At 34.5% G+C, this 16644-nt stretch carries 14 protein-coding genes and 1 pseudogene; 5 read left to right on the forward strand and 10 right to left on the reverse strand.

The genetic code is table 11. From position 1 onward, the window contains the following. Positions 1 to 491 precede the first annotated feature (491 nt). From ACICP1_RS03200 to ACICP1_RS03210, 3 genes are all read right to left on the reverse strand, one after another. Positions 492 to 1826, reverse strand: coding sequence for an AAA family ATPase (locus ACICP1_RS03200; RefSeq protein ID WP_395461060.1), 1335 nt, complete (start codon positions 1824 to 1826; stop codon positions 492 to 494). 305 nt (positions 1827 to 2131) lie between these two features. Continuing rightward, entirely contained in the window at positions 2132 to 2872 is a 741-nt protein-coding gene (locus tag ACICP1_RS03205; RefSeq protein WP_395461061.1) for an ankyrin repeat domain-containing protein, read from the reverse strand. Further along, positions 2821 to 3189, reverse strand: coding sequence for an ankyrin repeat domain-containing protein (locus tag ACICP1_RS03210; protein WP_395461062.1), 369 nt, complete (start codon positions 3187 to 3189; stop codon positions 2821 to 2823). The genes ACICP1_RS03205 and ACICP1_RS03210 overlap by 52 nt, the downstream gene beginning before the upstream one ends. Positions 3190 to 3671: 482 nt before the next feature. Between ACICP1_RS03210 and ACICP1_RS03215 the strand changes: the two are divergent. Continuing rightward, positions 3672 to 3953, forward strand: a pseudogene (locus tag ACICP1_RS03215) (transposase); the annotation flags it as partial. 115 nt (positions 3954 to 4068) lie between these two features. Here the strand turns inward: ACICP1_RS03215 and ACICP1_RS03220 are convergent. Together ACICP1_RS03220 and uvrA are read right to left on the reverse strand one after the other, a co-directional pair. Beyond that, positions 4069 to 4773 carry a ComF family protein gene (locus ACICP1_RS03220; RefSeq protein WP_010405036.1) on the reverse strand — a complete coding sequence of 235 codons (705 nt, stop codon included), beginning with the start codon at positions 4771 to 4773 and terminating at the stop codon, positions 4069 to 4071. 51 nt (positions 4774 to 4824) lie between these two features. Next, complete coding sequence (uvrA, locus tag ACICP1_RS03225; protein ID WP_395461063.1) at positions 4825 to 7638, reverse strand: excinuclease ABC subunit UvrA; 2814 nt, start codon at positions 7636 to 7638, stop codon at positions 4825 to 4827. A 325-nt stretch (positions 7639 to 7963) separates the two neighbouring features. Between uvrA and ACICP1_RS03230 the strand changes: the two genes are divergently transcribed. Next, positions 7964 to 9433 (forward strand): ankyrin repeat domain-containing protein, encoded by a 1470-nt coding sequence (locus ACICP1_RS03230; protein WP_395461064.1) that lies wholly within the window; start codon positions 7964 to 7966, stop codon positions 9431 to 9433. Positions 9434 to 9493: 60 nt separating this feature from the next. Continuing rightward, positions 9494 to 10492, forward strand: a complete 999-nt coding sequence (locus ACICP1_RS03235; protein ID WP_395461065.1) for a pyruvate dehydrogenase complex E1 component subunit beta — start codon at positions 9494 to 9496, stop codon at positions 10490 to 10492. Positions 10493 to 10494: 2 nt separating this feature from the next. Here ACICP1_RS03235 and ACICP1_RS03240 read toward each other — a convergent pair whose 3' ends face one another. After that, entirely contained in the window at positions 10495 to 10851 is a 357-nt protein-coding gene (locus ACICP1_RS03240; RefSeq protein WP_007302624.1) for a TrbC/VirB2 family protein, read from the reverse strand. Between the two features lie 199 nt (positions 10852 to 11050). Between ACICP1_RS03240 and lepB the strand changes: the two genes are divergently transcribed. Beyond that, positions 11051 to 11836: a signal peptidase I gene (lepB, locus tag ACICP1_RS03245; protein WP_064085447.1), complete on the forward strand. Its 786-nt coding sequence runs from the start codon at positions 11051 to 11053 to the stop codon at positions 11834 to 11836. A gap of 3 nt (positions 11837 to 11839) precedes the next feature. Here the strand turns inward: lepB and ACICP1_RS03250 are convergent, their stop codons facing one another. From ACICP1_RS03250 to iscU, 4 genes are read right to left on the reverse strand one after another with little or no spacing between them, the layout of a single operon-like run. Further along, positions 11840 to 13735 (reverse strand): Hsp70 family protein, encoded by a 1896-nt coding sequence (locus ACICP1_RS03250; protein ID WP_395461066.1) that lies wholly within the window; start codon positions 13733 to 13735, stop codon positions 11840 to 11842. Then, positions 13713 to 14171 (reverse strand): iron-sulfur cluster co-chaperone HscB C-terminal domain-containing protein, encoded by a 459-nt coding sequence (locus ACICP1_RS03255; RefSeq protein ID WP_265022219.1) that lies wholly within the window; start codon positions 14169 to 14171, stop codon positions 13713 to 13715. Before ACICP1_RS03255 ends, ACICP1_RS03250 begins: the two co-directional genes overlap by 23 nt. Beyond that, positions 14164 to 14550: a HesB/IscA family protein gene (locus ACICP1_RS03260; protein ID WP_006012614.1), complete on the reverse strand. Its 387-nt coding sequence runs from the start codon at positions 14548 to 14550 to the stop codon at positions 14164 to 14166. The genes ACICP1_RS03255 and ACICP1_RS03260 overlap by 8 nt, the downstream gene beginning before the upstream one ends. A gap of 5 nt (positions 14551 to 14555) precedes the next feature. Continuing rightward, entirely contained in the window at positions 14556 to 14939 is a 384-nt protein-coding gene (gene iscU / locus ACICP1_RS03265; RefSeq protein WP_007302620.1) for a Fe-S cluster assembly scaffold IscU, read from the reverse strand. A gap of 177 nt (positions 14940 to 15116) precedes the next feature. On the opposite strand from iscU, the gene ftsY reads away from it, so the two are divergent. After that, complete coding sequence (gene ftsY, locus ACICP1_RS03270) at positions 15117 to 16028, forward strand: signal recognition particle-docking protein FtsY (RefSeq protein ID WP_395461067.1); 912 nt, start codon at positions 15117 to 15119, stop codon at positions 16026 to 16028. Positions 16029 to 16644 lie beyond the last annotated feature (616 nt).

Genomic DNA, 16644 nt, shown 5'->3' on the forward strand with positions numbered 1-16644 from the left:
ATTGTTTTGAATTTTTGAAAGAAGATCCCAGACTGGGATAAAATTGGGACCTACTATATAGTAGTGTCATGCGACTGGTATCCAGGAAAAAAAGGATGTAATCCGAGTAGCCCTTTTCCTGTCATCCGAGTAGCTGACACTGGGATCCATTGTTCTTTATTTCTGAATTCCAGCGTCATGCGCTGGAATGACATTAAATGATTTTTCTTTGAATTTGAGTTATGCAAGCAAGCCCCTTTGTTGTCATGCAAGTAGCCCCTTCGATGTCACCCGAGTAGCCCTCTTCCTGTCATCCCAGTACTGGGATCCAGCCTTTCTTACCAACAAAAAACTTGGCATAACTTGCGTGCTCAAAAAATTCCTAGATTCCAGTACTGGAATGACACCCTTTTAGAAGTTCAATGACCCTTCTGGATAAAAACTATTGTCAAGCACTGGAATGACATGATTCGACTTGCATGGCGTCATCCCAGACTGTGTAGTAATTCTCTTTATTCCTCGATTTGCCACTTACTTCCTCGAGAAGATACATCACTCAATGAAGAGCTTACTGATGAACTTCTAGATAAGCTTCCAGATGATAGCCTTGTATCCTTGTTTTTAGTTTTTCCGTTACTATGTTTCTCATTCTTCTTATCTTCAATGTTATGTTCCTTCTTAAATCTTTCACATAAAGTGAAAATAGGAGTGCTTTTGCCTTTACTTTTCTCCTCTCGTATATACTTGGCTAAACCAATCAGATTTGCTGGTGAAAAACCATTAGTACTCTTTACAATAGTTTCAATATTTAGAGGGCTTAATTCTTTGAGATATTCTTTTAGTATTCCCCTACGTGTACTTTCTTTATCCAGCCCAGGAACCTCAATACACTCCAAACGACCACCCCTAATAAGCGCAGGATCTAAATGATTCTTATGATTAGTTGCAGCAACTACCGTTATACCTTTTGAGGATAAAAACTCTTTATCCAATTTAGTGAGTAAATAAGTTAAAGGCCCTGCATCCTCATTAACAGTTCGCTTTTTACCAATTCCGTCAATCTCATCTATAAAAATTATACAAGGACTGTGTGTCTCTGCTTTCTCAAAAACCTGATCTATATTTGATTGATTAGACAAGCAAGATGCAGAAACAGATATAAACGCAAACAGAGATTTAGTTTGATTTGCAATTGCCTTACTAATACTAGTCTTACCAGTTCCTGGTGGACCATATAAGAGATATCCTCTGCCTTGTAAAGTATAAATCCCTTGCAATTTTTCTTTTATGTCATTTGGTAATATAATATCACTAAATGTTGTATTCCACCCTCTTTCTTTATCTTTTGCGTAAAATTCCATCTTCAGCTTTGCTTCTACTTCATTTTTTGTTGCAGGACTATTAATTAACCTTGCAGAAAGATCACTAACCTCTTTTTTTAACCCATTCACTTCATCTTTCGTTACAAAATTCTCTGAAATTCTATGAACTTTTTCTTCTAGACCACTAAACCCGTATTTATTTTCTTTATCCTTTCCATCTTCTAATTCTTCTTTAATTGGAGTTAGCTTATTTTCTTCTTTCCTTAACCCTTTATTCGGCTCTTCGACTTCAGCTTTCGAGTTTTCTTGAGATTTTTTATTTTGTTTAATCATTTTATATGAAAACACAATTACTACTGCAGAAAGCGCAAATAAAATAAAAATAACAGGGGGAGCTATACTTAAAGCTGCAACTGAAGATAAAAATGCAACGTAAGGAGCTACAGCAAAAACTCCAGATGTAATTAATGTAAGGGAAGCAATAGCACCAGCTATAAAAAAAGTTATATTAGCTCTATTAGACATATTTTAGCTTATAAACAGTTAATTTATAAATAATACATTTAAAGAGTACAAGCTTTTCATAGTAAAGCAAGACTAACTTAAGGCATCTTTAATCAATCTATGATCGAGGTATTATGCAGTATTAAGATATAAGATGGTATGTTGTATTTTTAATTCAGTGTTCTTTTTCTATCATTCCAGGGTACTGGAATGATAGATGCTATGATAAGAAATTCAATAACTTAAAGTAGGTAATTAAAGCCTCTAATTAAGATCTAAATCTATAGTTATTATAAGCAACACTAAAGAAGTGCGGAAGTAAAAAGTTACGAAAGAGCATTATGTATAAGTATGCTTTGTAGATTCACATTTTGCCACCCTTCTGTTAAGCTTTGCCTCCCTTCCATTACGTTTTGTCGCTCTTTTATTTCTTTTATTTCGTTATCGAATTTTGACATTAGATATTTAGCATAACCAGATGTTAATGATGTTGATACAGATACAGCTATTGCTGCCGTAACAGATGTTAATGTAATTTCCATTGTCTCGGTTATAAAAAGCGTCGATGTTACAAAATTCCCTAACATGGCAACTAAGCCACCAACAACTACACTACCTTGAACTACTTTATTTTTTAAAAACCCTTTTATACTCTCTACCGTATCTTCTTGGTGATTTATAATGGCATAATACAAAGGAGTTTTCTTCAAACTATCTTTTTCATAAACATCTGCACCTCTGTCTAGTAGAGCATCTACTATCTCTAAATAGCCATTTTTAGCAGCATAATGCAAAGGAGTACTACCATTTCTATCTTTTACATGAACACTTGCGCCTTCAGCTAACAGAGCATCTACTACCTCTACATGGTTACTTAAAGTAGCATAATGCAAAGGAGTACTACCATTTTCATCTTTTACATTAATATCTGCACCTGTTTTTAGTAGAACATTTACTACATCTATGAATTTATATATAGTAGCATAATGCAAAGGAGTACTACCACTTCTGTCTTTTACATTAACATCAGCACCTTTTTTAGTAGAGCATTTACTACACCTACACATCGACTATAAACGGCATGATGCAAAGCAGTCTCTCTATTTTCACCTTCTACATGAACATCCGCATGCCTATCTAATAAAACATTCACTAAATCCTTACAGCCAGCTGCTGCAGCTGCAATTAATAATGTAAATTCGGCATCAGGATCACTTTGGATGAATGTATGATTTATACTAAAATTTTTATTTTCCCACTCTTGATACGCTATTGTATCTTCCCTTCGCAATACCTCTTTTATTTTATTAATTACGTTATCTTTATTTACACTTGCATCTTTATCAATTGCACTTAATATCTTTTTCAGATTTTCAAAATCCATCTTTACCTCCTATAACTTTACGTTGCAGTTACTACACAATTACAAACAAAAGTAAACACATTTTTGGAAATTATTTAGAAAAAGAATCCATTAAAAAAGTCAGTGATTTGCAATAAATAACTGATCTATTTAATTGAAAGAAATATGTGATGTAACTATAGTCATTATAAACAACAATAGAAAAAACACGGAAGTAAAAAATTTATATTGATCTTATCATATTTATTATTAGCATAATTATAAACATGGGAAAGCAAATACAAGTCAACTTATCTAAAAAAAATAGTGAGGGGTCTTATCTGGCGCAAAATGGATGGCCAACCTTAGTGAAAATTATTTTGCATCATTGAATAATAACAGCATTAAACCAGCCAGCTCTATAAGAAAACTAATAGAGGCTTTTTTACTTGTTCCAATTATTACATCCAGTGCTATTACACTAGCATGTACCTATTTTTTTCTGAATGCAGTGAGTATTCAAAAATATGATTGCAGCTTTGAACAAGGGAAAAATTATGGCGCCCATGATTTTTGAAGGCTACTGCGATACAGACGTTTTTAATAGCTAGTTCAAGCTTTTTGCTGGGTGATTTTGGATAATGCAACTTTTCATAGAAAATAAGTGAATTTGTTAAAAGTGTCGGTGCTGAAGTTATATATCTGCCTCCATATTCTCCTGATTTTAATCAAACCATTGGTTTGTTATAAAAAATTTAGCCAGAAAGAATATTCAGCTATTCGAACTATTAGAAAAAGAGCTATAATTATAGACTCCGTATACACTATAACTAGACTTTTTTTTAAGAGGAATGATACAGAAGTTAGTACTAAGACACTAAACAGTTTTCAAAAATGAAAATTATACCTTAAAGCTGATTTTCATACAGTTCTTGCAAGCGATAGCACTCTCACTTCTCTTGCACCAGAGTTTAAAATTTCCTGAGAGCAAGACCTTGCGGTTGCGCCAGTTGTTACTACATCATCAACCAATATCACGATTTTGTTTTTGATAATTTCGCTGTTACTTACTTTAAAAGTATTTTTCAAATTTTTTTCACGCTGTTTAAGTGAAAGACCAGCTTGAGGTTTGGTGTGACGAATACGTTTTATTGCAAATGGTGTATAAGATAAATTAGATAACTTACTTAATTCCTTCGCGAGCAATGCTGCTTGATTATATTTACGTTTAAATAAGCGTATTTTATGTAGCGGTATGGGAACTATGACCTCTGCATTTTGAAACATGTCTTTGTTAGCTTTGTACATCCACTTTGCATAGACTTTCACATAATTTAAATTATCAAAAAATTTAAAATTTATAATCATATTTTTGCTATGTTCATCATAAGCAAAAACTGATCTTAATACTTTAAATGGTGAAGGGTTACTGATGCATTTACCACATGTATCAATGTTATCTGGAATTACTACACCACAAACATTACAGTAATGCTTAGTTAAAAAATTGATTTTTTTATTGCATTCACTACATAAATCATAACTTTTATCAATTATACGTTCACAACTTACGCATACGTTTGGAAATATGAGATCTGTAGCTTTTTTTAATAAGAGAAGATTCATGAATTAAATATGTTAGGTATACCTTTTAAAATGCTCCTCATAACCTAATTATTAAGAAATAGTCGATACTTGATCCAATAAATATGTTTTAAGATACTTGCCTGTAACGCTTTTTGGAGTCTGTGCAACTTTTTCTGGAGTTCCTACAGCAACCACTTCGCCACCTTTTACTCCACCCTCTGGACCAATATCTATTATGTAATCAGCAGTTTTTATAACATGTAAATTGTGCTCAATAACTATAACAGTATTTCCTAAATCAACTAGCCTATGGAGTATTTTCAGTAAATTATTTACATCTTCAAAATGTAACCCAGTTGTTGGCTCATCGAGAATATACAATGTTTTCCCGGTAAATCGCTTTGATAGTTCCTTAGACAGCTTTATTCGTTGTGCTTCACCCCCGGACAACGTTGTTGACGACTGTCCAAGAGTTATATAGCCAAGCCCTACTTCCTGTAAAGAAATCAACTTTTCCTTTATCATTGGAAGATTTTCAAAAAAGTCACATGCTTGATCTATTGTCATATCAAGCACATCAGAAATTGATTTTCCCTTGTAAGTAACTTCCAATGTTTCTCGGTTATACCTCTGTCCTCTACATTGCTCACATTTCACATAAACGTCCGGTAGGAAATGCATCTCGATCTTTAAATGCCCATCACCTTTACAAGTTTCACATCTTCCTCCCTTGGTATTAAATGAAAATCGGCCTATATTGTAACCTCGTGCCTTCGACTCTGGGAGACCTGCAAACCAATTTCTGATGTGAGTAAACATACCAACATATGTTGCTGGATTTGATGCTGGGGTCCTACCAATTGGCGATTGATCAACTTCTATAATTTTATCTATATACTCAAGGCCTTCTATTTTGTCGCATTGACCATGCCTTGCAGATGAATGATTTATCTTGTGTGCTGAGTATTTATATAATGTTTCTATTACTAAACTTGATTTCCCTCCTCCTGATATTCCAGTAACACAAATAAAATTCCCTATAGGAAATTCAACATTTATATTTTTTAAGTTGTTCTCACAAGCATTAACTACCTTTATGAACTGAGTTGTTTGCTTTCTTCTTTTTGAAATTGAAATTTCCTTCTTTCCACTTAAATACTGTCCTGTTATGCTTTCTGAATTTTTTTGTACCTGATCTGGTGTTCCTTCTGCAACGATTTTTCCTCCATTCACGCCAGCTCCAGGACCAATATCAATCACATAATCAGCAGCCATTATTGTGTCTTCATCATGTTCAACAACAATCACAGTATTACCCATGTCTCTCAGATTTTTAAGTGTGGTAATTAATCGATCATTATCACATTGATGAAGGCCTATTGAGGGCTCATCAAGCACGTATAGCACTCCTGTTAAACCAGAGCCAATTTGCGAAGCAAGCCTGATCCTCTGGCTTTCACCACCAGAGAGAGTGCTAGATTCACGGTCAAGTGTAAGGTAATTTAGCCCTACATTCTTTAAAAATGTCAGCCTTTTGATTATTTCGTTTAATATTTTATTTGAAATTTGCCTTTGTTGTTCTGTAAGTTTGTCTGATAAATTTCCAAACCACTTAAGGGATTCATCGATGCTGAGCCTTGATATTTCACCTATATGTTTTTCGTCAATTTTCACTGTAAGTGCTTCTTTTCTCAATCTATAGCCAGCACATTCTTTGCAGTCAGTAACAGAACAATACCTATCAATAAGTGATGCATCGTAATCCATCTGGCGTTCTAGGATACTGACCAAACCTTGAAATTTCATTTCTCTAGAGCCAAAAAGTATTAAATCCTTCACTTTTTGGTCTATATTCTTCCACGGAACATCAAGGCTAAATTTGCAATTTTCAGCCAGTGATAGAATTGCATTTTTTAGCAATCCATAGTTTGTATGCACTTGACGGAACATTGATCCAATTGGCTTTAAAGCACCTTCAGATATCGAGAGCGTTTCGTCTGGCACTATTAGCTTTGCATCAACACTTAGTTTTTTACCGAGCCCACTGCATGAACTGCATGCACCGTAGGGGCTGTTAAAAGAAAACAATCTTGGCTCTATTTCTTCAAGAGTAAAGCCAGACTCAGGACATGCAAAATTCTCTGAGAAAGTTAAAGTTTGACCATTTTTATACTCGGAATTGTGGTTATCAGGTAAGTTCACTATTTCTGCATACATTAAGCCATGGCCCAGCCTCAATGCTGATTCTATACTGCCTGGTAGTCGATTTCCTATATCATCTGACATGGAGATTCTATCTGCAATAACAAAAATATCATGTTTCTTGTTTTTGTCGAGTTTAGGCAAGTCATCTATATTGTATGTTTCACCATCTATTTTTAGTCTCACGTAACCCTGCTTTTTAATTTCCAATATCTCTTTGAAGTGCTCTCCTTTTCTGCCACGCACAATAGGAGCAAGTATATATATTTTAGTTTCTAAAGGTAATGCTATAATAGTATCTACAATTTGAGATACAGCCTGTTTCGTTATTGGCAACCCAGTTACAGGCGAATAAGGTATTCCCACTCGTGCATATATCAAACGTACATAATCGTAAATTTCAGTAACGGTTCCAACAGTTGATCTTGGATTTTTTGAGATCGACTTTTGATTAATTGATATTGCAGGAGAGAGGCCTGTGATTGACTCAACATCTGGTTTATCTTGAATATTAAGAAATTGACGTGCATAAGCCGATAGACTTTCGACGTATCGGCGTTGGCCTTCTGCATAAATCGTATCGAATGCAAGGCTAGACTTACCAGAACCACTTAGTCCAGTTATAACAACTAACTTATTTTTTGGTATATTGACATCAATACCCTGCAAATTATGCTCTCTTGCACCTTTAACTCTGATCATACTTCATGTACCTTTGACCATTACAGCCTCAAAATACATAAACTCACAACAACTTGCTACTAATTTTTTCAACTATTATGGAAAGCGAAGTAGCATAACTAGTGCAAAACATTTTGCCACACAACTATATGAACATCTGTTTTCGCCAAGTTAGTTCGTACAACAAATGGTGTCATAAAAGTATGTTTTCTACAATCTCATCAAAAACATGCTTACCAATTTTTGGAAACAGGAAATTTTATTTTATATAAAATATAGAATTTTGATAAATTTAACTTTTTTGTGAGATTATGCAGTGATAAAAATAAATTGAGAGGGAAAGGTTATGGCAATAGAGAAGGAGAAGTTTTTTGAAATAATAAATGAGGTAAGTAAAAGTGGAGGTTTGGATGAAGATAATTTACTTGAAAGAATAAAGAATGAGTTAAAAGGAAAAGATGCAGGAGAGTACAACAAGTTTAGTAAAAATTTTAGTAAAGAACATCAATTTAGTATAAAATTTTCAGAAGAAGCTGCAGAAGATTGGACGTTGTTACATCTTGCTGCAGCATGCAACAATCTTTCGATAGCGGAATTTCTAATGAAAAAGAAAGCAAGTGTTAGCGCTCGAGTAAAAGATGGTTCTAAAAATGATGGGCTAACTGCTTTGCATATTGCTGCTTCTTGTGGACATGAAAGCATGGTAAAACAACTACTAAGTGATGATCGAGTTAATCCTTCATTAAAAAGCAAAAATAAGACTCCAAGGGAGGTGGTTGGTAATATAGAAAATAAAGAAGCTATAGTAAAAATGTTAAAGGAAGCAGAACAAAATTTTTGTACAAAGCATGAGAAAAAAACTGCTGCACCAGCAGATGTTATAAATTCTGTGAAACAATATGATACCATACGTAGTGGTGCACAGGCTCCTGTTACGTGCGAAAGTAGTGACAGTGTAGTAAGTGAGCAAGACTTACGTGTTAGTGTTAAGAATATGGTAGAAAAATTTGAGTCACCGCAAAGAAAAAGTGCTACATGTAGTGGTAAACAGACTCCTATTGACGAAAGTGTTAGTAGTGACGACAGCGGTCTAGAACTTGAAACTACATTTAATACCTCTTCCTGCTCCGAAATAAATCACGACGAGGCAGTTGATAATCAAACTTTAGAAAGTTTGCCATCTCAAATTCAGTTGCGAGATAGACAAATTCGGAAGTTAGAAAAGCCAGGTAAAGAATTAAAACATGTTGAGAAAGAACTAGAAAAATTAAAGAGTGACTTAGCTGGACATGAGAATAGGTTAGAAGTACTTGATAAACTCAGTGAAGAGAATCAATCACTAAAACAACAAATACAAGATCTAAAAAGTAAAAATACAACTCTTAATAGTGAATTAGAAAAAATAAAAGGTCAGCACTCTAATGATTTAAATGAACATAAGATTAAGTTGGAAGAACTTAGCAAGCTCAACAAAGAGAATCAATCACTAAAGCAAAAAATAAAAGATCTGGAAAACGAGAATACAACACTTAATAGTGAATTAAGCAAAACCAAAGCAAATAAAGTATTACTAGAAAAAACAGAAAAAGGACAACTGTCTTTCTTAAAAATTGCTTCTGTAAACTTTGCAATCATGTTGACAGTAGGTGTTGCCTTTAGTATAGCCTTCCAATTACCAATTCTATTGATGATTGCAACTTCTGTGATGTCTTCATTGATAGTCGGTGGAGTTACATACGCACTATCACCGCAACCTACTGAATTAAAAGAAGTAAGTATTCAATGCTCAATGCAACATGATGCTTGTAAAACTTAACTTGTGCGCTTCCTGGTAATTTTGATATAGTTATTTCAGTTGAAATCTACAGGTTTACAAATGGCAATCTTAAGTGTAAGAGAAGCTTTATGCACAGCGATTAGAGAAGAAATGCAAAATGACCCTGATATATTTATCATGGGTGAAGAAGTTGCAGAGTATGATGGTGCTTATAAAGTAACGAAAGGATTACTGAAAGAGTTTGGAGAAAATAGGGTAGTTGATACACCCATTACTGAACATGGATTTGCTGGTCTTGCTGTTGGAGCAGCATTTGCTGGACTGAGGCCAATAGTCGAGTTTATGACTTTTAATTTTTCTATGCAAGCTATCGACCAAATTGTGAATTCCGCAGCAAAAACAAATTATATGTCGGGTGGACAACTTGGATGCCCTATAGTATTTCGTGGACCAAATGGTGCTGCAGCAAGAGTTGCAGCACAACATTCTCAGTGCTTTGCATCTTGGTATTCGCATGTTCCAGGGTTGAAAGTAATAGCACCTTACTTTGCCTCCGATTGCAGAGGTCTGCTTAAAGCTGCAATTCGTGACCCTAATCCTGTAATATTTCTAGAAAACGAGATCGCTTATGGGCATGAACATGAGATTCCTGATTCTGAGCTATCAAATAAAGATTATCTACTTGAGATAGGCAAAGCTGCTGTTATACGGGAAGGAAAGGATGTAACTATCACTGCTTTTTCATTGAAACTAATGGATGCGTTAAATGCAGCAGATTTACTCTCTAGTGAAGGAATAGAAGCTGAAGTTATCGACCTCAGAACCTTAAGACCACTTGACACTGAAACAGTTATTAACTCTATTAAGAAGACCAATAGATTAGTAAGCATAGAAGAGGGTTGGCCATTTGCAGGAATAGGAGCAGAACTCTCAGCCATGATTATGGAACAAGGATTTGACTACCTTGACGCTCCGGTTGTACGGGTAACCGGCAAGGATGTCCCCTTACCTTATGCTGCAAACCTAGAAAAGAAAGCATTACCACAAGTGGAAGATATAGTTGAAGCTGTACACCAAGTCTGCTTTAGAAAGCAATAGCCCTATTGACTCTTTTTTTTATCTCCCGTTCCACATTCTTCCATAAAAGAGGCATTTGTAGAGTTTATACCACCCATTACTTTTATGACAATAGTTTTAGCGCCAAAAAACACAGCGCAAAATACACCGAGGGCGAAAAGAGCAGGCCACGGCATTCTACCAAATATTGCAAGTAAAGCTGCTCCTATTATCACTACGGTCATAAGCGGTCCACCTATTCCCCAAACGTAGCCAATAATATTACATATTACTTGAGCAGTTGTATCGTCATTAGAGTTAGCAGCACTTCCAACATGAGAAAAAGAAATAAATAATACTATAAGTAGAATACAAAAAACCTTTCTAATTGTAGGGTTCATCCCTATACCTTAAGTTTAAATACTATAATTATATCTAAAATAGTATAATTTTCAGTAAAACTAGCATTGTGATTTATACAATATTGCATAGCAAATGATGTCTATTGGTTGTCAATCACTGTCAATTACTTGAGAGCTTATTTCAACTTTCGAAAAAGAGCAATAACACCCATGAGTAAAATTTCACATTACCACTTTTATGTGTTATGATAAGCTTAAATTTATAAAGAAAATAAAATTGAAAGAATTGAGAGAGAACCGGATAGCAAGAACGAGAAAGTTTTTATCTTCACTGTTTTTTTTGCTACTAATTGCGCTATCAATACGTAGTTTTTTATTTGAGCCATTTCATATTCCTTCTGGTTCAATGAAAAGCACTCTACTTGAGGGAGATTATATTTTTACTAGTAAATATTCATATGGTTATAGTAAACACTCTTTTCCATTTTCTCCAAACATCTTTAGCGGTAGAATCTTTTATACCCCTCCGGAGCGTGGTGATATAATAGTTTTCAAGCCTACAAGAAATGACAGCATTAGATTTGTTAAGCGGGTAATAGGAATACCGGGCGATAAAGTGCAAATGATAGAGGGGGAGTTATATTTAAATGATCAGAAAGTAAAGCGAAGACAAATTGAAAATTTTTTTGATTATGAGTCAAAGCGTAATATAGCAAGATACATCGAAACACTCCCGAGCGGCAAGGAGCATGAAATTCTAATAGATAATCTTTCTAATAAGTTATCATACAATACTCCAGTTTATTATGTGCCTGATGATCAATTTTTTGTTATGGGAGACAATAGAAATAATTCTTTTGATAGCAGGTTTTCTGAAATTGGGTTAATACCAACTGAAAATATAGTTGGGCGCGTAAGCATGGTTGGTTTATCGTTTAAATTAGGCAAAGTTGATTGGTTGCCGTTTGATTTTAGGTTACCTATTGCTCTGAGATTTGACAGGGTACTTCACAAAGTTTTATGAACTCTATCTGTCTGCTGATTCGCATAATTCTAAAGCAGAGTTTTCTAACTCAGAGATAGCATTATTAATGTTGTCTAAGTCATTTTCCTGTAAAGCGTCTTTTGCGTTCTGTAGTAAAATTTTTAACTTTTGCTCAGTGGAAACATTTTCAACTAGATGTATGAGCTTGTTACCGTTAATTTTAGCCTCTGCAAGGGAACGAGCCTTCATGTCTTCATCAAAGTTACTTACTGACTGATTGACCATATCTTGAATATCTTCTTCACTTAAGCCAGAGCTTGAATTTATTTCAACTGTCTGTTCGACTCCAGTAGTTTTTTCTCTTGCAGTGACAGTCAATATTCCATCAATGCTAACTGTAAATCCTATTTCAACTTTTGCAGAACCTGCAGGCAATTGTGGTATACCTTTGAGTTCAAATCGTGCTAGAGATTTATTATCTTTTATCATTTCACGTTCTCCTTGACAAACGTGAATTTTCATTGCTGTTTGCCCGTTAGCGTAAGTTGTAAACTCTTTTATTTCTGAAACTGGTAGTGGTGTATTTCTTGGTATAATTTTTTCAACTATTCCCCCCATAGTTTCTATGCCAAGTGATAAAGGCAGCACATCAAGGAGAATATTCCTATCTTTTGAGTTTGAAGTTAAATAATGAGCCTGCAAAGCTGCCCCATTGGCAACTGCTTTGTCCGGATCCACATCATTCAGCACTTTATTGCCAAAGAGTTTGATTAGTGAATTTTGCACTAATGGCACTCTAGTTGCGCCACCAACTAAAATTACCCCTTTTATATCATCGATTTTAAGATCTATGTTGCTTATAGTACGAGTAACTATATTTATAGTCTTATTAACCAAAGGACTGATTGCTTGCTCGAATTCTTCTTTGGTAATTTTGCACTTAAATAATTCACCATTGATGCTGAATTCAAAAGTGCCAGAGGTATCTTCACTTAGGTACTCTTTTATAGCACGTATATTGCAGATACCAGTTTTAGTGTATGAATGTTGTAATTTGTAGGTAGTTGTATCAGATGGTGCAGTGCTTGACACTGGAATCCAGTTCTTATTATATAACTTTCTGGTGTGTTCACTTGCAATCAAACTTTCTGGATCCCAGTGTCGGAGCACTGGGATGACACTAGAGCATTTTTTATTTAAACCTACCTGTTCTCTATACTTTTTAAGCACGATTAAACTAAGTAGATGATCAAAATCATCACCACCAAGTTTAGTATCACCACCAACTGCAAGAACTTGAAACACTCCTTGATGTAATTTTAATATTGAAATGTCAAATGTTCCACCACCGAGGTCATAAACTGCATATATGCCACTGTTATTGTTCTTTCCAATGGAGTAAGAAAGTGCTGCAGCGGTTGGTTCATTAATGAGGCGAAGAACATCTATGCCAGCTAATTTTGCTGCATATTTGGTTGCGTTACGTGCTGAATCATCAAAATAAGCTGGTACAGTAATCACTGCTTTGTTAACTTTCATCCCTGTGAATTTTTTTACCCTCTTGCATAGAGTTTTTAGTATCTCAGCAGAGATCTCAATAGGAGTGAGATACTTTTCTTCTGAGCATTTTACCCTAATAACTTTTTCACTTTCGTTATCTATTTCACAATTGATACCTTCTTTATGCAAGTCTTTAACACTTTTACCCATTAAGCGTTTTATAGAGCAGATAGCGTTTTCGCCAACATCGTAGCCTACTTTTAGTACATCCTTTTCATATGAAATGACAGAAGGTAATAGTTCACGACCTTGCTCATCTTTAAATATTTCTACATTGCCAGCTTTATTTACCATGGCAATTAAAGAGTTAGTAGTTCCAAGATCTATACCAAAAACTACCTCATTTGAACTTGGTTCAGAAATTTGAACTGGCCGCATTTTCCTTTATCTCCTCAAATGACTTATATAAATATCTCAATCTAAAAACTTGCGTAGCAGCTTCATCAAAATTTTTTGTAGCAAAAGCATTAATTAGGTTTTTAGTACAATCTTTTACCTTTTCATCAATCATCCTACTTGCAAATTGTAAATCATCGCAGTCTAGAAAGTATTCTCTTATTTCCATTGATTCATTTAATATTTCAGGATCAAGATGCTCTTTTTTGCTTTGTACGTCAAAAAGATCCAACAAATGTTCGGCACGCTTTAGCGGTGACTTCAGTACCTGATAAGCTTTGTTGATACTTTCCATATTTTTGGACTCTCTTTCATTTATATCAGTTTTGCTTAGCTCAATATATTTTTTCTCCAGCTCATCAAAGCTGATGTTAAAAGCCGGTTCAATTCCAAATAATGTGAAATGGTTGCTAGACATGAAAACTCTCTCCACAACCACATTTTCCTTTCTCATTAGGATTTTTGAAAATAAAACCTGATGAGAATTTTTCCTCTACATAATCCATTTCAGAGCCAAGGATAAACATGATAGATTTTGGATCGATCAGCACCTTGACTTTTTGATCATCACTGCAGCTTTCTTCAATTACCGACTCCAAAGGACGAACATCATATGCATATTCAATATCATATTTTAAACCAGAGCATCCTTTTTGCTTAATTAGAACTCTTATTCCTATTGCTTCTTCAAGGTTAGCATGCTTCTTTTTGTCCAATAAAAACCTTACCCTCTCTACTGCATTTGCAGTTAGAGTGATAGGTTTTTTAACAGAATTTACTCCTTGAAATTCACTCATATTCCTCAATGTTTTTGTTTATTTTGATAATCATGAATAGCAGCTTTTATAGCATCCTCAGCAAGTACTGAACAGTGTATCTTTACTGGCGGCAAAGACAATTCTTCCACTATTTGAGTATTCTTTATCTTTGTTACATTCTCAATAGTTTTTCCTTTGATCATTTCTGTAAGCAAAGAACTTGAAGCTATAGCAGAACCACAACCAAAAGTTTTAAATTTTGCGTCTTCAATAACACCTTTATCGTTGACCTTTATTTGCAGTTTCATTACATCTCCGCATGATGGTGCACCAACTAAACCAGTACCAACATTTGGATCATTTTTATCCAGAGAACCAACATTCCTTGGATTTTCGTAATGATCTAAAATTTTCTCATTATAACTCATAGAACTACCCGTAAACCATTACTTACATTATAACATATTTAGGTTAAAAACTAAAGTAAAATACACTAGCAAGAAGTACATTTTACTCACAAAATATATAGGTTACGAGTGTATTTACTTTACAAATACATATAGTGCATGTCATTCTTTATATGGTAATTTTAGAAGGAGTATTTCTTGAGTTTATTCAGTAATCTTTATCAAGGACTATTAAAAACCTCCTCCCGTTTTAGTGATGGAGTAAAAAATATTTTTTCTGGCAAAAAAAAATTAGATCAGTCGCTTTTAGATGATCTGGAAGAGCTGCTGATTAGCATGGATATAGGTCATAAAACTTCTAGATTGCTTATTGATAAGCTCGCAAGTATCAAATTTGAATCAGAAGTTGAGCATAGCGTTATCACACAGCAGTTAATGAGCGAAATAGAGTCGATATTAAACCCTGTTGTGCAGCCGCTCATTTTGAATAAAAAACCACACATAATAATGGTATGCGGAGTGAATGGTAATGGAAAAACTACAACTATAGGTAAACTTGCCCATAAATATAAGGAAAAAGGAAAATCCGTTATGCTTGTTGCGTGCGACACATTCAGAGCTGCTGCGAGTGAGCAATTAAATATTTGGGCAGAACGTTCTGATTGCTCTATTGTTACTGGAGAGCACGGTAGCGATTCTGCAAGTGTGGCATATAGAGCTGTAAGTCAAGCGATAAAAGATAGCGTTGATGTTGTTTTGATTGACACAGCAGGAAGGCTACAAAACAATGTAAATCTCATGCAAGAGCTGTCAAAAATACATAGAACGATAAAGAAATTGGATGATACTGCTCCTCATGATGTTATTTTAGTTCTTGATGCAACTACTGGCCAAAATGCTTATAGCCAATTAGAGGCCTTTAGTAAAATGGTTGGTGTTACCGGGTTAATTGTAACAAAGCTAGATGGTACTGCCAAAGGTGGAGTAGTGATTGGGCTTGCAGAAGCTTATAAGGTGAAATTACACGCTATAGGAATTGGTGAAAGTATAGAAGACCTGAGGGAATTTACTGGCAAAGAGTTTGCTGAAGCGCTGTTTAAATGTGATTGAAGATCTCTTTAATTTTCTCATATGACCAAGCTTAATTATCATGAGAAGCCGTTTTTAGATGGTATCATTCCAGTACTTCCTATTTGAGTAGCCTTTTCTTGTCATCCCAGTCTGGGATCCAGATTGCAAGTGGGTTGGGTGAGCCGTTAACGTATAAAAATTACTTCCGCATATTTTCAATCTCATTATAATTACAAATAGAGATATTTTAAGAGCTCAAAATCTATCTTTGTCTGCAGACTTTTTAGTTAATTTTTCAATAAAAATGTAGTGTATCTTCTTCAGTGTGCGTGGGTGCACACACATACTTAATCTCTGTCGTATGTGCACTGCATTTTTTTTCTAACTCTTTTTTACACAGGAGGATTTTATGTCCAGAATTCCAGATACTTGACCTTTACTTTAGCTAATAATGGGCGCCTATGGTTTTTATAAAAAAATACGAAAAATAGAAAATCTTTAAAGAAAAGAATCTAACCCATTTTTTGAGTAACAAAAAACCACTTCAGCTTATCACTCATGCTTAAAAAGTGATTATATTAATATAATATTTATACTTGTATGCTAATATAAGTATTAGTTTTTAATTAAGGAGTATATTATGACAATGTCTACC

This window comes from Wolbachia endosymbiont (group B) of Ablattaria laevigata, from assembly GCF_964277395.1.
Classification (GTDB): Bacteria; Pseudomonadota; Alphaproteobacteria; order Rickettsiales; family Anaplasmataceae; genus Wolbachia.